The organism is Cyclobacterium lianum (assembly GCF_900143075.1).
Taxonomy (GTDB): Bacteria; Bacteroidota; Bacteroidia; order Cytophagales; family Cyclobacteriaceae; genus Cyclobacterium; species Cyclobacterium lianum.
Genome location: NZ_FRCY01000013.1, coordinates 95,460 through 117,955, shown reverse-complemented (window position 1 = coordinate 117,955; position 22,496 = coordinate 95,460). Strand labels below are relative to the sequence as shown.

Below are 22,496 nucleotides of genomic sequence, written 5' to 3'. Positions count from 1 at the left end.
TACTAACAAATGAAAAAGCTAAATAATACCACCCTCCTTTCCATGATAATCGCGGGAATGGCATTGGGTACTGCCTGGGCCATCCGGGGGCAGTTTGGGCATGAACAGGGAGCTGCATGGGCAGGGGGCATCGGTAGTCTTTGTATCATCGTACTCTCCAGAAACCAAAGTTGGTACAACAAGGCGATGAAAGCCGCATTTGCAGGAGCTGTAGGATGGGGCCTGGGAGGCATGATGAGCTATGGCGCCGTGGTAGGCTATGGAAGGGGTGTGGACTTTGTAAATGTCTACTATGGTCTGGCCATGCTGTTTGTCATTGGAGGGCTTTATGGTTTGATAGGAGGAGGACTCTTTGGACTGGTCCTTGCAGACCACCCGGAAAAAAAGGTCAAATGGCATCAGGTCATCATTGAAATGACCACCGGAGGAGTAATTTTTTATTACTTTGTCATTGAGCAATTAGGCATTGCCATGACTCCACCAAGGTCTGAGGCCTGGGGAGTATGTGCAGGGATCGGAATTGCTATGATGTACTACCTGGCCAGAAAAAAACAATACAGTGCCATGAGGGTAGCGGTTTTTGCTGGTATAGGTGGAGGTTTTGGATTCGCCTTCGGCAATTTCCTCCAGGTATTGGGCAATGTCGCCCAGGTGCCCTTCAATATGTGGAATGTGATGGAATATTCACTCGGTTTCTTTGGCGGACTGGGTATGGCTTACGGGGCTTATACATCTCCCTGGCCCCAGGAAAAACCCACAAGCCAATATACCTTCCGAAACCTCAGCATCCCCATGGTGGGATTTCTATTGCTGATACCCTTTATAGTCTGGCAGCAATCCTTTGTGGAAAAAGATCTGGAGCCTACCTTTGGCAAGTTAATCAGTGACCCCGGCATCTGGATCAGCATGGCCCAATCCGTAGCCTTTGTGGCTTTCCTTGTTCCGGCGATTTTCTGGATCTACCTCCTTTCCAACAAAAAAAACAAGCTCAATCAGGGGCTGAGCTTTGGGGAAGTACATGGAATTTATATTACCTATTTTGCCGTATACATCATTTTTACGATTCTGATTACCGGATCTTTTCTCAGTTTTTACCGGATCGAACAATTCTTATACATCCTGAATTTTGCCGTTATTCTGGCACTGATTCCAAAGGCAGTACCCACTTTTACAAGCAGAAATGCCCATCCAAAAAAATGGACCCTGATCGTATTGGGTGTATTGGTATTTATTGGCTTGATCAGCCTGATTGCCATTAGCAGTCATGGGGAGATGCCGGGAATGAATAGGCGGTTTGAATGGTAGGATTTGTTCGAGAAACAGTTATTATCGATTCGTTGGCTTTTGTCTGGAAGAACGGATGTTGATCAGTTCAATTTGCCTCTTCCGAGCTTTGATTCGGTAGGTTAGGATAGTAAGCTTGTTGATTGGCTCCCTGTGGACAATCATAAAGTTAGTTTTTTCGATTAAAAGTTTTCCAAAAGAAAAAAGACATCCCTTCCCGGAATAAAAAGGGCAGCCTTTAGAATTTCATACTGCCCAATCATAAGTTTTTTGGATTAATGAACGAGAATCTAATACTCCGGTGTTTCAGGAATGGCATATCAAATTTATATTTTTTTAAATAAAAAAGGTCCTCCGCCCAAATCCGGGGCGAAGAACCTTTTTTGTGATTGGGAAAAAATTAAATTAAACCTTAGAACGGAACATTGGTGCCCTGATACAACCATGGCTTAGACCATTGGCTGTCCGCACCGAAGTTTCCGGAATACTGGGTTACCTCTAATCCATCCAGTGCAGCCTGTATGCTGGCCGAGTTGTTGTTGTATTCATCGTTTCCGTATTGGAATCTGATAGCAACTTCAGGCTGCGGAGAAAGTGGTCCGGCCTCCAGGTCCGGGAATCCAGTTCTGCGGAAATCAGCATAAGATTCTGCAGCTGCAGTCCAGCTCGCTACCCATTTTTGTTCCATGATTTGCTCAAGAGTATTGTTGAAACTGACTTCAGGCTGACTGATAAAATCCTCATAGGCATCAGCCCTGTTCCAGGTCTCCAGTGACTGTTCGATAGCCCTGTTGTAATGGGCTTCGGCATCGCCTACATTCCATCCCTTAAGTGCCGCTTCTGCGAATATGAAGCTCACTTCAGCCGCTGAAATGATTCTGGCCTTAAGTATGTCACCCGGAGAACCTTCGGTACTGTAGATATGCGCAAGCTGAGAGACATGTTGATTTTGCGTTCCCTGACCGGGGGAAGGATTGCCATTATACGATTCGGGCACGGTGATTGCCGGAGGTAGTCCCACATACAGATCGTCGTTGTAATCTGCCAGATTTGGGTTGTAATGCCTGGTGAATTTCACATCCGAATACAGTTCAACAAAATCATCGTAGGGATAGGTTTCCACAGACAGAGGCTCTCCATTGGCCCGGATAAACTCTTCCGCTGCCACATCAAGCGATTCGTCCGCGACCCATTGCACCCTTACCGAATCAAACCAAACCGGTAATCGGGGATCATTGGTACCGGTCAACTGATCGATAAAGGTCTGACAGGCCTGATACCGTTGAAAATCGTCAGGGTTCAGACGAACGTGCCTTGACAGCCATTGGTCATTTGCTCCTCCGGTGTAATCCAATGTTGCATCCTGTGAGGGGTCTTCGATATAGATGCCGCTACTATAGATGGCCTCTACCCCCGCTCTTGCCACGTCTGGCTTCTTCTCCGACAGGCGCATATAGTACCTCAACAGGAGAGAATTGGCAAATCTTTGCCAGTTTTGAGTATTGCCACCATAGTACAGGTCATTGCCACTGGTCACTCCATCTGAAGAAGCCGATCCGAGGATCTGGACCGCCTGCTGCAGGTCAGAAATGACCCCATCATAGATCACTTCCTGGCTGTCAAATTGAGGATATTGAAATTCCTCGCCTCCCTGATCTCCTTTGAGTGCATCCGTGTAAGGCGCATCGCCCCAAAGGTCAGCGATATTGCCGAAGACAAAGGATTTCATGGTTAGCCCTATACCCTGAAAAAATTCATTCTCCAGGTCCTCTCCCCTTCGGATCATCAGCTCATTGGTACGCAATATGTCGTACCAGCCGGTCCAGTTCTTGTTGGTCCAATCATAATAATTGTGTCCGGAGTACCAGCCATTCTTCTGTGTATGCTGTACGGCTCCTGCCAGATCGTTATACCCAAGACCTACGTAGTCCTGGGCTGCGGATGACAACACTGTTGGCATCAACAAATTCGGATTGGCATTGGAGGGCTCTATTCCGTAGGGATTGATATTCATTTCGTCCAGTTTCTCGTCACAACCAGCGAATAAGACCAATCCGAATACGAACAAAGCTATTTGTCGAAAATCAAATAAATGCTTCATGATTTGTATATTGAATTAATTTACAAATTAAAATTAAGTTTGAACCCTACCGGGACACTCCAGGGCATCACATTCTGTCTTTCTATCCCCTGGCGGAATTGGGAAGAGGTATCTCCCTGGCTACCTCCACCGGCCCAGAAGGCTCTTTCCGGGTCTATTCCTATATCGGCCTTGGTCCACAGCATGATGTTTCGCGTGTATATGGCGAAGGTGGCATTCCGGAATGCACCAAAATCAGGAATTCTGTATCCGAGGGACAACTCCCGCAGCTTGATAAAGGAGGCATCAAATGTAACCTGCTCGTTAAATCTCCAGGCATAGGTATTGGTAATGGGATAAATATTGGTCTCGGGGCCACCCAAATGCTCCTCGTACACGTCGTCACTGTAATCATCGGGAGTATCTGCACCTGCGGTTTGGATCACGCCCGGTACAAATGCCCCATCATTACCATTTTCATCAACCGGGAAACCACCGGTTTCTGCGGTATGACCACCTACTCTTGGAAAATTACCAGGCCTGGGAATAATATACTTTTCAGGATCTGATTTCAACAGTTCCACGAGCTCCGCATCGGAATACAGGCCACCAGGAATAAGATTATCTAATTGGCGCTGAGATTTCCAGTCGGACTCTCCATATCGGTATGTAAAGGACATGAACTCACCACCGCTTCTCCAGTCCAGGCTGGCATTCAATACAAACCGCTTGTAGCTCAGGCTGGTTTGCCCTCCAAGAATAAAATCGGGATTAAAGTTACCAACTTTGCGAAGCTCTTCATCAACACCGCGGAAGGCTTGCCAGGATCCCGTGCTGGTCAAAATAGGCCATCTATAGTAAGGAGAATTAGGATCCTCTACCTGAGCAAAACCCGAACTGTACATGTCACCTATGTTTTCTCCCAGGAATGTGATCGCCCCCGCATCATTTTCACCCCAAAGGATGATTCGGTCCAGATTATCGCTCAGCTCCACTACTCTGGTTCGGTTTCTACTCCAGTTTAAGTTGATATCCCAGTTCCAACCATTCCTACTGACAGGTGTACCTCCCAGAGTAAATTCCAACCCTCTACTCCGGATCAATCCCGCATTGATCAGCCTGCTGCTGAATCCGGATGAACGGGGAAGGTTTACGGCAAAGATCTGGTTTCTGTTATCTACCGTATAATAGGTACCGGTAAAACGCAGTCTATTCTGGAACATGTTCAAATCGATCCCTGCTTCTATCGAAGTCGCCTGCTCAGGCTTCAGGTCCGGGTTCAGTAATCCGGATGGCATGGCCGCCGTATTGATATTGTTGTAGAGCCCGGTACTCAGGTTTTGGACGAGGCGATATGGATCGGTATCATTACCTACCTGTGCCCAACCAATTCGTCCCTTCAGCATGTCCACATTTTCCGGCAAATTAAAGGTGTAATTGGCCAACCAGCTCAGCGATGCCGAGGGATAAAAATAGGAACGGTTTGCTGCAGGAAGCGTAGATGACCAGTCATTTCTGGCTGTCAGATCCAGATACAATTGGTCCGCATAGCCGAAGGAAGCCAAACCATAAATGCTGTAGATAGAACGCTTGAAATAGCTGGAATTAACAGACCGGTTATCTGCAGGGATGTTTTGTACATTATAAATCCCCGGTACCACCAGACCATTGTTGCCGTTGCCCCCTACACCTACACTGTTGCTGGAGCCAAAACGGGTCATGATGTTCCCCCCAGCGGAAGCATTGAAGTCCAGGTTTCCAAAATCCTGCTTGTAGCTGGCCAGGATATCGGCATTAGACTCTTGTGTGAGCAGATCGGTGGTGTAGTAGCCACCTCTTGCCATTCGGCTGTAGCTGAAAGGGATTTTGGTTTCCCGGTTTTCATTTGACCTGTCGAGGGAATATCTGGCCGTAATATTGAAATTATCATTGAATTTGTAATCCAAAGACGCATTGCCGAATATACGGTCCCGTCTGAACGCATTTTCTATTCCATAGGCGATGAAATAAGGATTGTCTCCAGCAGTCGTCCGGATTTGCTGAATTCCTTCCTGGCCTTCCACCCATATGTTTCGCATTTCCTCATAGTTTACATAGGATGAATTGTAGACGGCTTCCAGTGGGTTCGCGCGCCGGTCTCCTGTACTCGGCCGGTCATTGGACATGCTGTTGCTGTAGTTGAAATTAGAACTGAAGGTCAGTTTTTCCAGCATTTTGTAAGTAACGGAAGTAGAAATATTATTTCTGAATAAGTCCGAGTTGGGTATCATCCCCTTATGCAGCATATTGGAATAGGAAACCCGGTAGGTGGCGTCGTCATTTCCTCCACTCACGGCCAGGTTGTTGGTAGAAGTCACTCCGGTCTGCATAAAATCTTTCATGGCATTCGGATAGGACCGCAGTTCGGTAGGAACCCGGTTTCCATTTTCGTCTACCGGGCTGTTCCACTGGATCGCAGTATTCCCCACATCCAGCTCCGGTCCGCCCCAGTAGGCCGATCCTTCGTTAAAAACACCTTCCCTGTTACCATTTGCATAGCGATAATGAAAATCCAGCAAGCGGGTCGGCCTTTCGAAAACATTACTGGTCGAAAAAGATACCCCCATACTTTTGCTCTTCTTACCTGATTTGGTAGTGATCAGAACTACCCCATTACCTGCCCTGGTACCGTACAGGGCCGCAGCACTGGGACCTTTCAGCACGCTGATGTTCGCGATGTCATCTGGGTTGATATCGGATATGGCATTGCCATAATCCACCTGATTGCCATCTCCATTCTGGGAGATGTTATTCAGAGAGTTCGACATGGGTACTCCATCTACTACAAACAGTGGCTGGTTGTCGGTAGTCAGGGAGGTTGCACCCCGGATGACCATGCTCATAGAGGAACCCGGACCACTGGTTTGGTTGATGGTCACTCCAGGCATCCGTCCTGCCAGAGAGCTCAGCACATTCTCCTGGGTAACCTGCGTGAGGTCTTCCGCTTCCACACTGGAGACATCATAGCCAAGCGAACGCTGATCCCGTTCTATACCTAGCGCTGTCACAACCACCTCAGACATGGCAGCCATGGTCTCCTGCAAGACCACATTCACTGTGGTTCTGTTGCCTACTGTGATTTCCTGGTTTTCGAATCCTACATAAGAAAAAACCAAAACCGAATTGGGCCCGGCCACATCAATGGTGTACGCACCATCAATATCCGTAACAGTACCATTATTGGTTCCCTTTTCCAGCACCGTCACCCCGGGTAGACCTGAGTTGTCTTCCTGTGAAGTGACGGTTCCTCGTATTGTAACTGCGATGGCATCTTCCATGGTGCCGGAAGTAAGTTCCGTACTCCCTGGAGAAGCTACCGAAGGACCGTGGACTTCTGCCAGCAAGCTGCCGGTAGAAAACAGTCCAACCGAGAGAAGTGGTACCATCCACTTCAACATTTTTTTAGTACTCCGTTTTTTCATAACTCATTAGATTGATTTGCAGTTTTACTATTTAGCTTTCCTATTCATTTATTGGAATTTTGCATCCAAACCCGGCCTCCCTATATTTGGAGACTTAGCTTTAACAATGGACCCCATCAGCCCATCACTCATTATTCCTGTCCGGGGAAACTGATGTATTTACCTTTGCTTTGGTTTTTCTTTCGTTTTCATATTGGTTCAACATCTCATCAAAATATTCCTTCATACTTGCTTCAAGTTGGGTTTTCACTTCCGGATCTTCCATGCCCTGCAACAACTCTTCAAACTCCTTCCGGGATATCTCATTTTTTACAAGCCGCTGAAACAGAGCTTCTGGTTTTGTCTTTTTCATGTGTTTGCCCTCCATCGTATATACCACAGCAGGGAAAAAGAGACTATCTTTTCTATTCAAATTGTGATGAAATAATTGTTAAGTAACTTAACGTTTCATTAAATGGCCCAATTTCTTTAATTGCTGTATTAAAAATATAGGCTACTAAGCCTATATTTTATGACTCATTTTGAAATTGACGCTTTTATGAAAAAAACACCTTATACTTTCCTTTGGCTGGCTTTGATCCTTCTATCCTGTAGCACAGAAGAAAGCAAAAACGAGAATCTCCCTTCTGTCTCAGACACCATGGATAGACTTGTCTCCAGACTGTATTCCGATTGGGATAAGGCTACACTGGATACCATATCACACGCTTTTATCGAAGCGTATCTGGAACCAACTGAAAAAGAGGCACTGGCCACACAATATTGGAAAATCGAAGTGAATGTACCCGTGACTGTCTCTCTGATGCGGGACAAAGCACAGGAAGTCACCCCTTTCTGGCTGGAGTCATCGGGGTTTGAGCGAACAGACATGGAAGTCAAAAATGAAATATATACCTACGAAGTATGGCAAAAGAATTTTGATGCCGGACAGATCAATCTTGGCATTAATGGATTTGGCAAGCACCGACCGGTCTACTTCCTTTCACTGGCAGCTCAAAATGCAGGCGATGAATTGGAAATCAAACCGGTATACCCGCAAAACCAACACACCGAAACTTTCGAAACCGGAGCATTTACGTACCATGACTGGGATGGCCTCACCATTACCGAGGTTCCCGATCCGCTCAAAGGACAGCAATTGCTGACAACCATTCGGGGCAGGGCCAGGGAGGCTCATATGGTCAATGCTTTCAGAACCACCGATTTTCCTACAGGCAAAAGTCCCGATCAGCTTGTACTGACCTGGAGTGGAGACCCCCGCACCACCATGGATATCCAGTGGAGAACGGACGAAACGGTACCGGAAGGACAGGTAAAATACTGGAAATCCGGTTCGGCAGATACCCTGACCGCATCGGCAGAAAAATTCTTAATGGAAGACCGGCTCCTGCAAAATGACCGGTACATGCACCGTTTTACCGCAAAAATAGAATCTCTGGAACCTGCAACTACCTATCAATACAGGGTCGGGCATGATGACTCGGGTTGGTCTGCCGTCGAATCGTTCACCACGGCAAATGCCACAGAAAGTGCGTTTTCTTTTACCTGGTTTGGAGATATACACAATTCTCCAATTTGGGGTGAACTGGTGAAAAAATCTGAAAAACAACATCCCGGTGCCGAATTTTACTTCTCCTCCGGGGATCTGGTCGATACCGGTTTGTACCGCGATGACTGGGACAAGCTCTTTGGCTATGCAGGAGGCCCACTATCCAGGAAACCTTTTCTGGCCGTACCCGGAAACCACGACAGCCAGGATGGCCTGGGAGCCTGGATGTATGAAGAAATGCTAAGCCTGCCTTCGGACAGCCCTAATCCGGACATGGCCGGCAGAACGTATGCCTTTAACTATCAAAATGCACTTTTTCTCATGATCGATGCCACACTTTCATTGGATGAGCAAACCGCCTGGTTGGAGGATAAATTGCGTGAGACGACGGCCACATGGAAATTTGCCGTCTTCCATTTCCCTCCCTATAACGGTGTGGAACCCTACCTGGATATTCAGGAAAAATGGGGACCTCTCTTCGATAAATACCACGTGGACATGGTACTGGGAGGACATTTTCATTATTACATGCGTTCGAAACCCATCCATAATGGAGCTGTCAAAAATTCTCCGGCAGAAGGCACCATCTACTGGATATCCATCGGTACTACGGGTAAAAACAAAGACATTGCAAGAGAACCCTATGCGGAGGTTCAGTTTCCCGGAGAGCACCTGTACCAATACGTCAGCATCGATGGAAACCAAATGAATGCAGTAACCATAGACCTGGAGGGCAACACCAGAGATCAGTTTACCATCCACAAATAAATCCTCAGTGGATAAATCAACAGAAAAAACCTACCCGGCTCACTGGCAGCCGGTAGGTTTTTTGTGTATTATTTTTTCTCCGTCAACTTGGAAGATCCCCATAATTCCACGTATTTTTAAACTTGCATAAAGGAACAAATTCTGGTGGTAATTTGAAAATTCAGGGAAAACGATCTTGCAGCCCCCTGGATACTCCTCCCACCAAGATTATGCAAATATCACTACATTTTCAGCTGTCGAATTCTGCTTTCCGAATTTACCTTTGAAAATTACCGGCTTGCAATTCCAGACAGAAAGGCCAACTATAATTACACATTAAAGAAAAACCAAATTCTCCCATGTACCTGATATTTGATACCGAGACTACGGGCCTGCCCAGAAATTACAATGCACCCATGTCAGACCTGGAAAACTGGCCCCGGCTGGTCCAATTGGCCTGGCAACTCCACGATAAAAAAGGGGCCTTGCTTTCCCGGAATAATTTCATCGTTAAGCCAGATGGCTTTACCATCCCCTACAATACAGAGAAAATTCACGGTATCTCCACCCAACGGGCACTACAGGAAGGGCATGAATTGATCAAGGTACTTGATACCTTTGAAAAAGACCTCACACAATGCGAATACCTGGTGGGGCACAATATTGGTTTTGACATCAATATTGTGGGAGCGGAGCTACTAAGGAGTCAGCTCACGATTGCGTCACTGGAAAAACAGACACTAGACACCAAGGATATTTCGACAAACTTCTGTGCGATTCCTGGCGGGAAGGGTGGTAAATACAAATGGCCAACCCTGCTGGAGTTACATACCAAACTTTTTGGCAGTGGTTTTGGAGATGCCCACGATGCAGCTTATGATGTGGATGCCACAGCCAAATGCTTTTTTGGGCTGATCGAGAAAAGGGTTCAGCCTCCTGCCGCAGGCATTGCGCCGGAAGATATCGATTACGAGTCACCCCAACTGGACGAAGCCAACTTCGCTGCCGCAAAAGACGATAAAAAGGCGGCTGCAAAAGACATCCTCAAGGCAGCTGATGGGGCGGATATTTCAGACCTGGCCGGTACGAGTTTCAGTCACCTGCACGTACATACCCAGTTTTCTATCCTTCAGGCCACTTCAGAAATTCCCGCCATGATCCGGCGGGCCAAAGAATTGGGCATGCCGGCCCTTGCCATGACCGACCATGGCAACATGATGGGAGCCTTTAACTTTGTAAAGGAATCCCTTAGCCAGGGGATCAAACCCATCATCGGCTGTGAGTTTAATGTTTGCAGAGACCGGAAAAACAAAACCAGCAAAGATGACGGTTTTCAAACGGTGTTGCTGGCAAAAAATAAAGCCGGCTACCACAACCTCGCCAAACTTGCCTCCTATGCGAATATCGAGGGCTTTTACTATTTGCCACGCATAGACAAGGAATTGCTGGTACAATACAAGCAAGATGTCATTGCCACCACGGGTGGACTTTGGGGTGAGATCCCCTACCTCATACTCAATGTAGGAGAAACCCAGGCGGAGGAGGCCTTTGTCTGGTGGCGGGAACAATTTGGAGAAGACTTTTACATCGAACTAAACCGGCATGGTATCCCCGAGGAGGAGAAAGTAAATGAAGTTCTGCTGCAATGGGCAGAAAAATACAAGGTCAGATACTTTGCTGCCAACAACACCTATTACAATGCCAGAACGGATGCCAAAGCGCATGACATTCTGCTTTGTGTGAAGGATGGAGAATTGGTAGAAAAGCCAAAAAAATATATCGGAAAACGGGGTAGAGAATTCAGGTTTGGCTTTCCCAACGAGGAATTTTACCTCAAAAGTGCTGAGGAAATGAAGAAGCTTTTTGCAGACATTCCTGAGGCTATCAGTTGCACCGGTGAGATTGTTGAGAAGATTGAATCCTTTAAACTGGAAAGGGATGTCTTGCTTCCCAAATTTGACATTCCCGAAAAATTTATCGATCCGCAGGATGATATTGATGGAGGAAACAGGGGCGAAAATGCCTATCTGAGACACCTTACCTATGTAGGCGCTGAAAAACGCTACGGTGAAATCACCCCTGAAATCAAGGAAAGACTCGATTTCGAATTGGATACCATAGAGCGGACGGGATATCCGGGCTATTTTCTGATCGTGCAGGACTTTACCAGGGCTGCCAGAGAGATGGGCGTCTCGGTGGGCCCGGGCAGAGGCTCTGCGGCAGGTTCGGCCGTAGCCTATTGCGTAGGTATTACCAATGTAGACCCAATTGCCTACGACCTGCTTTTTGAGAGATTCCTCAATCCAGACAGGGTTTCACTGCCCGATATTGACATTGACTTCGATGATGAGGGCAGACAACGGGTTATTGAATACGTGATCCAAAAGTACGGGGCCAACCAGGTAGCCCAAATCATCACCTATGGTACCATGGCTGCCAAATCTGCGATCAGGGACACGGCCCGGGTATTGAATCTTCCCCTGTCCGAAGCCGATAGACTGGCCAAGCTGGTACCCGACATCAAGCTAAAAAATCTCTTTGATCTGGCTAATGACCGATCCAAATTGGCGGTAAAGTTAAAAAACAACAATGAAAACCTGGACAAAGCCTTGGAATTGATCCGGATATCCAAAGGAAACGATGACAATTCCAAGACTGTCAACCAGGCCAAAGTACTTGAAGGATCGGTGCGGAATACCGGCATCCATGCCTGCGGGGTGATCATCACTCCGGATGACATTACCAATTTTGTGCCTGTGGCACTGGCAAAGGATTCCGACATGGTCTGCACACAGTTTGACAACTCTGTGGTAGAAAACGCGGGCTTGCTCAAAATGGATTTCCTGGGTTTGAAAACCCTCACGTTGATCAAGGATGCGATAAGGATCATTCAGGAACGGCACGGCATTTTGCTGGACCCTGAAAACTTCCCCATAGACGATGAGAAGACCTATGAACTTTTCCAGAGAGGGGAAACGGTCGGTATCTTCCAATATGAATCTGCAGGTATGCAGAAATACATGCGGGAATTGAAGCCTACTGTATTTGCTGACCTGATAGCCATGAATGCCCTTTACCGTCCCGGTCCACTGGAGTATATCCCTAGCTTTATCAAAAGAAAGCATGGTACGGAGGAAATCGCCTATGACCTCGCGGACATGAAGGAATACCTGGAGGAGACCTATGGTATTACCGTATACCAGGAGCAAGTAATGTTGCTTTCACAGAAACTGGCGGGTTTCAGTAAAGGCGAGGCTGACGTATTGCGGAAAGCGATGGGTAAAAAGCAGAAGGATGTGCTGGATAAAATGAAGCCTAAATTTATCGAGCAGGCAGCAGCTAAGGGACATGATGCCAAAAAGCTGGAGAAAATATGGCGTGATTGGGAAGCTTTTGCATCCTATGCCTTCAACAAATCCCATTCTACCTGCTATGCCTGGGTCGCTTATCAGACAGCCTACCTGAAAGCCCACTATCCGGCCGAATACATGGCCTCGGTGTTGAGCAACAACATGAATGACATTACCCAGGTCACTTTTTTTATGGAAGAATGCAAAAGGATGGGGATACCGGTATTGGGGCCGGACGTAAACGAATCCAAAAGTGATTTTACAGTAAATGTAGAGGGGCAGATTAGATTTGGCATGGCGGCCATAAAAGGTGCCGGAAATGCCGCAGTAAACGCCATCATTGAAGAACGCGAGAACGCCGGCCTTTATAAAAACATTTTTGATTTTACCAAAAGGGTAAACCTGAAAGCCGTCAATAAGAAAACCATGGAAGTGCTGGCCATGGCTGGTGGGTTTGACTGTTTTACTGATTTCCACCGCAGACAATACCTGGAAGCCCCTGAAGGCGAAGCCAGCCTGCTTGAAAAGGCCGTGAAATATGCCCAGAAGGTTTTGCAGGAGGAAGAAAGTGCACAGGTTTCTTTATTTGGCGGTGGAAATGGAACGGATATTCCAATACCCTCCATCGCTTACCTGGAACCTTTCAGTCAATTGCAGCAATTAAATATTGAAAAAGAGGTGGTGGGCCTGTACATTTCCGGTCATCCGCTGGATCAGTTTAAAATTGAAATTGATGCCTTTACCAATACCAAACTGCCCGAACTTGCTGATCTCTCGCAGTTCAAAAACAAAGGAGAGATCAAATTGGCAGGGGCGGTAACTTCCTTTGCCCACCGGACTACCAAAAACGGCAAACCTTTCGGAACGCTTACCATGGAAGATTACCATGGTGCCCACACATTTTTCCTCTTTGGAGAAGATTATGTGAAGTTTAAAGAATACTTCATGACCGGCTGGTTTCTCTTCCTTACCGGGACTGTTCATCCCAGCAAATACAAACCCGGAGAACATGAATTTAAGCTCAATCAAATTTCATTGCTGAACGAAATAAGGGGAAGAATGATCAAAGGGCTGCGGGTGCACATCGACCTTGACGACCTGGGGCTTGACTTGATGGAAAGGCTGGAGACCATCACAAAAAAATACAAGGGCGATGCAAAACTCTACATCAATGTCATCGACAACAAAGAAAACATTACCCTGGATTTGATGTCCTCCAAGTACCGCATCGACCCGTCCAATGAACTTATACAAGCCCTTGAACAAATCCCGGAAGTAGCCTACAAGATCATATAATGATCAGGGAATGAAAATAATACACTGCTTTCGGAACTAAATGGAAGCGAAACGGATTAGAATATATATTTTAAGAAAACCATAATTACAAGAAAATGGCTAAAGCAATTGAAGTAACAGATACCAACTTTGATGAGATCATCAAATCAGAACAACCCGTACTGGTGGACTTTTGGGCAGAATGGTGCGGTCCCTGTAAAATGATAGGGCCAATTGTAGAAGAATTGGCGACAGATTATGAAGGAAAAGCCACCATCACCAAGCTGGACGTAGATTCCAATCCAGACATTGCCTCCAAATTTGGTATCCGAAGTATTCCAACGCTTTTGATATTCAAGGATGGTCAGGTAGTGGATAAAGTGATAGGTGCAGTTCCCAAATCTGTATTGGCCGACAAGTTGGAAGCCCAAATTTAAATTGAAGATTTCACACAGATATTAATCGGGCTCCTGTTTTCAGGGGCCTTTTCATTTTCCCCCCTGAATCAAGCCTTGGAGTTGATTTCTATCCAAATCCACAAATAAGGGAAGTCTCAAAAGTGTATTTTGAAATTTCTCCGCCTCATACAAAGGCTCCCCCTGATATTGCTCCCGAAAAAAGGGACTGAGGTGCAGGCATTGGTAATGAAATACCGCCAGTACTCCCCTGCTTTGCAAAAATTCAATCAAATCCTGTCGCTGTTCCAGACCTGTGCAAGTCAGATAGTAAAGGTGATAATTTTGTCGGACAAATTCAGGAATAGTTGGTCGTTTTATACCAAAGTTTTCAAAAAGCGCCTCTAAATGCTCGTCATACCAATCCCAGATAATCTTCCGCTTGTTTTTGATATGCTCTATTTGCTCCAGTTGCGCCCAGAGCCAGGCGGCATTGATTTCTGAGGGAGCAAAGGCACTTCCTATGCTTACCCACTGATAGGCAGCAGATAAACCACGTTCATAGGATTTCCTATTGGTGCCCCTGCTCCATATGTGCTCCGCCCGGTCAATGAAAGAAACATCATTCAGCACCAGCATTCCTCCTTCCCCACAACTGATATTCTTGGTTTCGTGAAATGAAAAAGTAGCCATGTGCCCCATGCTGCCCAGAGGAATTTCCTCCCCATTGCTATCCAGGTAGTATGCATCAATAGCAGCAGCTGCATCTTCTATGAGATAGATATCGTGCTTTATTGAAAGTTCGATTATTTTTTCCATGTTGCAGGACATGCCCCCATAGTGTACGATCACCAATGCTCTGGTCCTAGGACTGATCAAATCCTCAATCTTCGTTTCATCAATTGCGGGAAAATCCGGCCTGCTGTCAGCAAACACCAATGAACAACCCCTTAAAGCAAATGCGTTGGCCGTACTCACATAAGCATAACTAGGCAGGATCACCTCATCGCCGGGTCCTAGATCCAATACCAGAGCAGCCATCTCCAGTGCCTGGGTACAGGAATGTGTCAGAAATACCCTTTCAAACCCATACCTGCTTTCAAAAAAATGTTGGCATTTCCTAGTATATTCCCCATTTGAAGAAAGTCTACCCCTCTTTTGCGCATCCTGTAGGTAGACCAACTCATTTCCCGTAAAATATGGCGAATTAAAGGGAATTTCGTACATATCAACCCAATTCTGTATGATCCGGCTTGCTGCGCTGCTTTCTCAATCGGGCCTCCGGATCATAGCGATTCAGGTGAGAAACCCCGCCCGAAACAATAAACTTCATGATATCTGTACTGTTTACATTTTTTAGTCGGGTGATATTGCTTCTGGGTACCAGATAAAGGTTACCGCTGAAATTGTAGGAATGCGGAAAATACACGGCCACCAGTTCCGGCTGATCCAGAACGGAAAGATCGTCTTGTGTCATGAATCCCAGGCGTGACATGTTATCGGATAACTTTACCACTATCGGCGTATTGAATTTCTTTTTATCCCCAACGAATGCGGACATCAGATCTTTGATACTCGTGTACAAAATATTGACCAGGGGAATTCTGAAAACCAGTTTTTCCAATTGCTCAAAAATGGATTTGGTAATAAAAATACTGGTAAGGTAACCTACCAGGGTGACAAAAACCAGCATGACCAAAATGCCAAGCCCTGGAATATTTACTGGGATAATATTATCCAGAAACCTCACGGTCAAAATGATGATATAGGCGGTAAGAAAAAATGGCACCACGAAGAGCAATCCTCTCAGAAAGTAGCCCAGAATCCGTTTAGAAGTGAAATCAGACATGGTTGTAGGGTATTTAGGTGTAAATATAAACACAAAAAACCCTGTTCGACAATAAAGCAAACAGGGTTTTCTAATATTTTAAGAATGAAAATAACGCGGGTACCTATAAATCAATCCCCATAAAGGACATAAATGCAACTCCCATAAGCCCTGTGATCAGCATGGTAATGCCAAGCCCCTTAAGACCGTTGGGCACATTCGAATATTTTAGTTTTTCTCTTATGGCTGCAAGCGCTACGATGGCAAGAAAGAAACCTGTTCCGGATCCAAAGCCGTATACCGCGGCTTCTGCCAGCGTATAATCCCTTTGCGCCATGAAAAGTGAGCCTCCCAGAATAGCACAGTTTACCGCGATCAAGGGAAGAAAGATTCCCAGAGCTCCATAAAGTGCAGGAGCAAACTTTTCCACTACCATCTCTACCAACTGCACCATAGCAGCAATTATGGCAATAAACATGATAAATCTGAGAAAAGTAAGGTCAATGGAAGCAAAGGATTCGCCCAGGAAACTCAGCGCACCCTCCTTGAGTATAAATTCGTTCAATAGCCAGTTTAGGGGCACCGTGATGGTCAACACAAAAATCACAGCAGACCCCAATCCCAGTGCCGTACTTACTTTTTTGGAAACCGCCAGAAAGGAACACATGCCGAGAAAGTAGGCAAACACCATATTGTCGATAAAGATCGACCGTACTGCTAAGTTAAATAATTCCATTATATCTTATCGTTAATGTTCTACATAACCAGTTTTGGAGCGCTGCACCCAGATCAGCAATCCTAAAATAATGAAAGCCCCCACGGGAGAGACCATCAATCCATTGGTGGCCAACTGGAAGTCCTCGCCAAACAAACTGGAAATACTATCGAAAACAGGTATACCGAACAGGGAGCCTGATCCCCACAATTCCCGGAAAAAAGCAACTGTAAGGATGATCCAGGAATAGCCCAATGCACTTCCGAACCCATCCAATACTGAATCGTAAGGTTTGTTGCCCAAAGCATAGGCTTCAAGCCTACCCATTACAATACAATTGGTAATGATCAATCCAACAAATACGGACAATTCCTTGTACATATCGTAAGCAAAGGCCTTCAGCACTTCGTTCACCAAGGTCACCAAAGAGGCCACCACTGCCAGTTGAACGATAATCCTTACCCTGGTAGGAATCTTGTTTCTCAGCAGAGAAATGGTAAGGTTAGACATGACCATCACAAAAATCACAGACAAGGCCATGACCAGCGTTGGCTGCATTTGGGTGGTAACTGCCAGTGCGGAACAAATGCCCAAAACCTGAATGGTAATCGGGTTATCGTCTACCAATGGATCAGTGATCAGCTTTTTCCTCCTCTTTGACAAAAGGTCTTCTGAATCCTTTAGGGCTGGGCTTTTTTCAGCTGTTTCTGTACTCATATTCTTTTTAATTGAAAATTTTCAAATTAATTCAATGCCATTTTTGGGGTTCCCTCCTTTTTCCTTTCCATATAGGACTGGTAATGCTCCAGGTAATTCTTCAACATTTTATTTACCCCTTCAGCAGTGATGGTAGCGCCAGAAAGCCCATCTACTTTATGGGGCTCACCTGAATAATCCTTGCCTTCACCTTTCTGCATCACCACCGAAACCAGCTCCCCGCTTTCAGAATATATGGACTTTTCCTTGTATCGCTGCTGTACTTCAGGCGAGGTGATCCTGGCACCCAGGCCCGGAGTTTCTCCGGCATGAGAAAAGGTAATCCCTTCAATGGTTGCCATGTCGGTTTGGAGAGCCAGATAGCCCCAGATATTGTCCCACAGACCACTTCCGTATACCGGGAAAATGTAGGCATTGGCAGCCTCTTCATTACCCTCCTCATGGAATATAAACACAGGATATAGTCTGTCCTCAGGTGCTTTTTTGTAATTTTTGGCTACGTCGATATTTTCAGCCGTCACCTGAACGCCGTCTTGCTCTTCTACCTCTTCACCGGCTATATTAACTACCTTGGAGGCAATCCGGCTTTCATAAAACTGATTTATTTCTTCCGCCTTCATCCGGGAAATCTGCTCAGCGGGCACTACTGCTCCCAAAATTTGCTTTTTGGTGTCCAGCTCTTCGGCTTTTTTCTGAATCGGTTTCAACACCTCAGAAGTACCGGATAACAGTAATCCCAACACTACGGTCAGTATTACTGAAAATATGATGATGTACGCATTAGACTGTTGCACGTTGTAACCTCCTTTTCTTATTTGCTTTAACTACATAATGATCTATCAATGGGGCAAATACATTCATAAACAGCACCGCCAGCATGATTCCCTCAGGATAGGCGGGGTTTGTCACCCGGATGATGATGGTCAACACGCCTATCAACAAACCATAGACCCATTTACCCGATTCAGTTTGTGCCGCCGAAACCGGATCGGTGGCCATAAAGACGATACCAAACGCGATACCGCCCATGACCAAATGATAATGAGCAGGCATGGCCATAAATTCATTAACTGCCAGCAACTGCATTACTGCTGCCATGATATAGGCTCCTCCAAAGGCACTGACCATGATCTTCCAGCTTGCCACACCTGTGAAGAGCAAAATTGCTGCTCCCAATAAAACCATCAGGGTGGAAGTCTCACCGATAGAACCAGGTATAAATCCAAAAAACATGTTTGCAAAGCTGAACATATCATCCATGACGGCAGTATTGTGACTGGCCAGATTGGCCACAGCGTTTACACCTTCCTGTCCCGACTGGTAGGCCACCGCAAGGGCGGTAGCACCGGAAAAGCCATCGATTGGCGTCTTATCTCCCAAATAGGTCCATACCTGGTCTCCGGAAATCTGTGCGGGATAGGCGAAGTACAAAAACGCACGGGCCGTCATGGCCACATTGAGAATATTCATGCCTGTACCTCCAAATACTTCCTTGGCTATCACTACCGCAAAGACCGTGGCCAGGGCAACCTGCCAGAGCGGTGTGGTAGCGGGTACGACCAAAGGGATCAACATGCCAGTGACCAGGAAGCCTTCATTGATCGGGTGTTTTCTGATCACTGCGAATGTGGCCTCCACCAGGCCCCCTGCCGCATAAGCTACAATGACTATCGGCAACACCAGGGTCAGGCCCAGAATAAATTTATCTCCAAAACTTGCCGCTTCTCCCACAGCGAGAAAATGCATGTGTCCTGTATTGTAAATGCCAAACAAAAGGCAGGGTATCATGGCGATCACCACTGTGATCATCATTCGCTTCAGATCGATGGCATCTTTGACCTGCGCACCCCGTGGACCTGTGGTATGTTTGGGCGAAAACAGAAATGTTTCACCCGCCTCGTACAGGTAATACAGATTCTCTAATTTTCCTCCCTTCTGAAACAAGGGCTTCTGTTTATCCAACAGATTTCGTAAAAACTCCATAATGTCTAACTGTATTGAATAAGTTCTATACCTTTTCTAACTATTTCCTGAACAGGGTGTTTGGAAACATCCACAAATTCGCAAAGTGCCAGGTCTTCCTCAATCACCTCGTAAATGCCCAACTCTTCCATCTCATCAAAATCCTCCGCCATAATGGCTTTAAGCAGGTATACCGGGTAGATGTCCATAGGGGTCACGCTTTCGAAAACACCGGTCTGGACAAAAGCCCTTTCCTCTCCTCTGGCGTTGGAGTCCAGGGCATATTCTTTCTTCGGAAAGAGAAAAGAAAGTAAACCCAGCGCTTTATGGTAGCTGAGTTTCTCTGTTGTGGGTTTCATCCATCCCAGGAATTCGTAATAGTCCCCTTCAGGTATTATTGTTATCTGGTGTTGGTAAAAGCCAATATATCCGTCCCTGTTGATTTTCTCTCCTGTAAGAACATTTCCGGAAATGACCCTGATTTTTTCAGATTGGGTATTGCCAGCCACAAAGCTATCTACACAACTACCCGTGTAAGTTTGTGCATAAAGTGGAGTTTTTATCTCTGAACCGGTGATGGCGATCAGCTTAGATGCGTCATAAATCCCGTTGCTGAGAAGCTTGCCGATCTGGACTACCCCATAGGGATGAATGGTCCATACCACTTCGCCCTTGCTGATAGGAGCAATATGGTGAATTTGCACCCCCACATTCCCGCTGGGATGTGGACCTGAAAAATAATTGATTTCCGTGCCCGGTGTATTGGAAAGTACTTCTGACTTATGGTCTCCCGGGAGCCCCAGATAAATCTTTCCTTTTGTCAGCTTTTGCAGGGCCTGGATGCCCGTCTGGAAAAAATTGGCCTGCCCTTTGAGCAAAAAGTCATAGTCGGGTGCCAGTGGATGGGTGTCAAACCCGGAAATAAAAATTGCTTTCGGCTCATCTTCCGGATCGGCTACAACCCCATAGGGCCGCTGAATGAGCTGAGGCCATACCCCGGTAGCGGTGAGGTGATCTACTATTTTTTCGCGGCTGGCTGCCTGTACATCTCCTTCAGTAAACTTTTCAAAATTTTCAAATTCAATCTCTGAATCGGCGAGTATTTTGATTTCCAAAAGCTTCCTTTTTTCCCCGCGTTTGATTTCAACAATTTCTCCGGATACCGGTGCGACATATTGCACTTTCTCCATTTTCTTGTCAAATAATATGGGTGTACCTGCCTTCACCAAATCACCTTCCTTTACAAGAACCTTGGGTCGTTGCATTCCGATGAAATCTGTAGGCTTGATGGCAAAGGTTTTGACAGGTTGGAAATCACCGATTTTTTTTTCGGCTTTTCCTACCAGACGTATATCAAACCCTTTCTTAAGCTTGATTTGTTTTGACATATTTAATTTTTGAAACTATGTGATCCTTTGAAAAACGCCTCAAATCTAATAAATTACATTAGTTTTAAGAAGCTAATTCCGTGATTATTTAGCAAATTTTAAACGAAACGGTTTCCCAGGCACGCTGGTTTTATTGGCTCGCACCAACCGGGTTTTTGTCCAGGGAAAGCAGGTAGTCGCGGACCTGTTCCATCAACCACATTGGTGTAGAAGTGGCACCGCAAATTCCAATATTGTCGTCCGGCTCTAACCAATCCGGATCAATATCAAACTCATTTTCTACAAAATAACTTCTGGAATTTACTCCCCTGCATACCTGGTAGAGTGCTTTCCCATTGGAACTTTTTTTGCCGGAAACAAAGAATATTACATCTTTTTCCTGCGAAAATTTTCGAAGTTGCGGTTCCCTGTTGGAAACCTGCCTGCATATAGAGTCATTGGCATTAAAATCCATCTCCTGCAGACTGCCTTTTTCCGAGGCTATCTTCTCCTCGATTTTTTCCTTCAGTGCATAAAAACCTTTGGTACTTTTAGTCGTCTGACTAAACAAAGTAATCGGTTTGGAAAAGTCTATTTGATCCAGATCTGAATCCTCCATTACAACAATGGCTTTCTCCAGGGTTTGTCCGCTAAGTCCGATCACCTCCGCGTGCCCCTTCTTGCCGTAAATGACGATTTGTCCTTCCTGTTTCTCCATTTTATCAAAGGCAGCTTTTACCCTGTGCTGTAATTTTAGTACCACCGGACAAGAAGCATCAATCAACTCTATATTATTTTTTATAGCAGTGCGGTAGGTTTCGGGCGGCTCTCCATGCGCACGGATCAATACCTTGCAGTCGTGCAGACAACGAAGATCATCGCGATCTATCACCACCAGACCTTTCTCGCTGAGGCGCTTTACTTCCATGTCATTATGGACGATATCTCCCAGACAATACAACTTTTGGTTATTGGCCATTTCGTCCTCTGCCATCTGGATGGCATATTCTACTCCAAAACAATATCCTGAATTTTTATCAATCGTAACTTCCATAAAACTAATTCATTCTCTCCTTAGCCAATTCAATTATTGTCGAAACCTGCTCCTCAAAATCAAGGTAGCTCGTATCCATTTCTATCGCATCGCTTGCTTTGAGCAGTGGGCTGACCTCTCTTTTGGTATCTATAGCATCTCTCCTCTCAAGATTTTCCTTCACTTCATTCAAACTGAGCATTTCGCCCTTTTCCAGAAGCTCCTTTTGTCTGCGCTCTGCTCTTATGGTCGTATCGGCTGTCATAAAAACCTTTAACTCCGCCTCCGGAAACACAACTGTACCAATATCCCTGCCATCCATGACAATTCCCTTCTTTTTCCCCAGTTTTCTCTGCTTTTCTACCATGGCCTTTCTCACCTCTCCCAACTTACTGATTTCACTGACTTTAGAGGAGACCTGCATTCCCCTGATTTCCTCCTCAACATTGATCCCGTTCAAATAAACCTGCTGGATACCATTTGAGTTGTCATTGTGGAAGGAAATATCCAGAGATTGAAGGCCTCGCTTTACATCTTTTGGTACGTCCGGGTTGATGAAATGCTGTAAAAAATACAAGGTCACTGCCCTGTACATGGCACCCGAATCCAGATAGGTGTATCCTAAAGCCCTGGCGACGGCTTTGGCCGTAGTACTTTTACCACATCCCGAATATCCGTCAATGGCAATGATTATTTTTTTCATTAAAAAAAATGAGTTGATGCCCCCTTTCCT

At 45.9% G+C, this 22,496-nt stretch carries 15 protein-coding genes and 1 pseudogene; 4 read left to right on the top strand and 12 right to left on the bottom strand.

Annotated elements, in window-relative coordinates:
- The first annotated feature begins 9 nt into the window (after window positions 1-9).
- The gene (locus BUB19_RS18175; RefSeq protein ID WP_073096424.1) at window positions 10-1,305 is read left to right on the top strand and encodes a hypothetical protein; all 1,296 of its coding nucleotides are present in this window, start codon (window positions 10-12) and stop codon (window positions 1,303-1,305) included.
- Between the two features lie 391 nt (window positions 1,306-1,696).
- Here BUB19_RS18175 and BUB19_RS18170 read toward each other — a convergent pair whose 3' ends face one another.
- From BUB19_RS18170 to BUB19_RS18160, 3 genes are all read right to left on the bottom strand, one after another.
- Window positions 1,697-3,385: a SusD/RagB family nutrient-binding outer membrane lipoprotein gene (locus BUB19_RS18170; RefSeq protein ID WP_084097456.1), complete on the bottom strand. Its 1,689-nt coding sequence runs from the start codon at window positions 3,383-3,385 to the stop codon at window positions 1,697-1,699.
- A gap of 20 nt (window positions 3,386-3,405) precedes the next feature.
- Entirely contained in the window at window positions 3,406-6,825 is a 3,420-nt protein-coding gene (locus BUB19_RS18165; RefSeq protein ID WP_073096420.1) for a SusC/RagA family TonB-linked outer membrane protein, read from the bottom strand.
- A gap of 124 nt (window positions 6,826-6,949) precedes the next feature.
- A complete protein-coding gene (locus BUB19_RS18160) occupies window positions 6,950-7,177 on the bottom strand; it encodes a hypothetical protein (protein WP_143156089.1) in 228 nt (75 codons plus the stop codon).
- Between the two features lie 186 nt (window positions 7,178-7,363).
- Between BUB19_RS18160 and BUB19_RS18155 the strand changes: the two genes are divergently transcribed.
- From BUB19_RS18155 to trxA, 3 genes and pseudogenes are all read left to right on the top strand, one after another.
- On the top strand, window positions 7,364-9,142 hold the full coding sequence (locus BUB19_RS18155) for a purple acid phosphatase family protein (RefSeq protein ID WP_073096492.1): 1,779 nt from the start codon (window positions 7,364-7,366) through the stop codon (window positions 9,140-9,142).
- Window positions 9,143-9,480: 338 nt separating this feature from the next.
- The gene (gene dnaE / locus BUB19_RS18150) at window positions 9,481-13,767 is read left to right on the top strand and encodes a DNA polymerase III subunit alpha (protein WP_073096416.1); all 4,287 of its coding nucleotides are present in this window, start codon (window positions 9,481-9,483) and stop codon (window positions 13,765-13,767) included.
- A gap of 92 nt (window positions 13,768-13,859) precedes the next feature.
- Window positions 13,860-14,183 (top strand): annotated as a pseudogene (trxA, locus tag BUB19_RS18145) (thioredoxin); the annotation flags it as partial.
- Window positions 14,184-14,234: 51 nt separating this feature from the next.
- Here trxA and rffA read toward each other — a convergent pair.
- The 9 genes from rffA to cmk form a co-directional block, all read right to left on the bottom strand.
- A complete protein-coding gene (gene rffA, locus BUB19_RS18140; protein WP_073096412.1) occupies window positions 14,235-15,368 on the bottom strand; it encodes a dTDP-4-amino-4,6-dideoxygalactose transaminase in 1,134 nt (377 codons plus the stop codon).
- Between the two features lies 1 nt (window position 15,369).
- Window positions 15,370-15,990, bottom strand: a complete 621-nt coding sequence (locus BUB19_RS18135) for a DUF502 domain-containing protein (protein WP_073096411.1) — start codon at window positions 15,988-15,990, stop codon at window positions 15,370-15,372.
- Window positions 15,991-16,093: 103 nt separating this feature from the next.
- Window positions 16,094-16,705: an NADH:ubiquinone reductase (Na(+)-transporting) subunit E gene (gene nqrE / locus BUB19_RS18130; RefSeq protein WP_073096410.1), complete on the bottom strand. Its 612-nt coding sequence runs from the start codon at window positions 16,703-16,705 to the stop codon at window positions 16,094-16,096.
- Window positions 16,706-16,717: 12 nt separating this feature from the next.
- The gene (locus tag BUB19_RS18125) at window positions 16,718-17,401 is read right to left on the bottom strand and encodes an NADH:ubiquinone reductase (Na(+)-transporting) subunit D (protein ID WP_073096409.1); all 684 of its coding nucleotides are present in this window, start codon (window positions 17,399-17,401) and stop codon (window positions 16,718-16,720) included.
- Between the two features lie 26 nt (window positions 17,402-17,427).
- On the bottom strand, window positions 17,428-18,195 hold the full coding sequence (gene nqrC / locus BUB19_RS18120) for an NADH:ubiquinone reductase (Na(+)-transporting) subunit C (protein WP_073096407.1): 768 nt from the start codon (window positions 18,193-18,195) through the stop codon (window positions 17,428-17,430).
- A complete protein-coding gene (locus BUB19_RS18115) occupies window positions 18,182-19,384 on the bottom strand; it encodes an NADH:ubiquinone reductase (Na(+)-transporting) subunit B (RefSeq protein WP_073096406.1) in 1,203 nt (400 codons plus the stop codon). Before BUB19_RS18115 ends, nqrC begins: the two co-directional genes overlap by 14 nt.
- A gap of 5 nt (window positions 19,385-19,389) precedes the next feature.
- Window positions 19,390-20,751 carry a Na(+)-translocating NADH-quinone reductase subunit A gene (locus BUB19_RS18110; protein ID WP_073096404.1) on the bottom strand — a complete coding sequence of 454 codons (1,362 nt, stop codon included), beginning with the start codon at window positions 20,749-20,751 and terminating at the stop codon, window positions 19,390-19,392.
- A 130-nt stretch (window positions 20,752-20,881) separates the two neighbouring features.
- Complete coding sequence (locus tag BUB19_RS18105) at window positions 20,882-21,784, bottom strand: 4-hydroxy-3-methylbut-2-enyl diphosphate reductase (protein WP_073096402.1); 903 nt, start codon at window positions 21,782-21,784, stop codon at window positions 20,882-20,884.
- 4 nt (window positions 21,785-21,788) lie between these two features.
- Window positions 21,789-22,466: a (d)CMP kinase gene (gene cmk, locus BUB19_RS18100; RefSeq protein ID WP_073096400.1), complete on the bottom strand. Its 678-nt coding sequence runs from the start codon at window positions 22,464-22,466 to the stop codon at window positions 21,789-21,791.
- Between the last annotated feature and the right edge of the window lie 30 nt (window positions 22,467-22,496).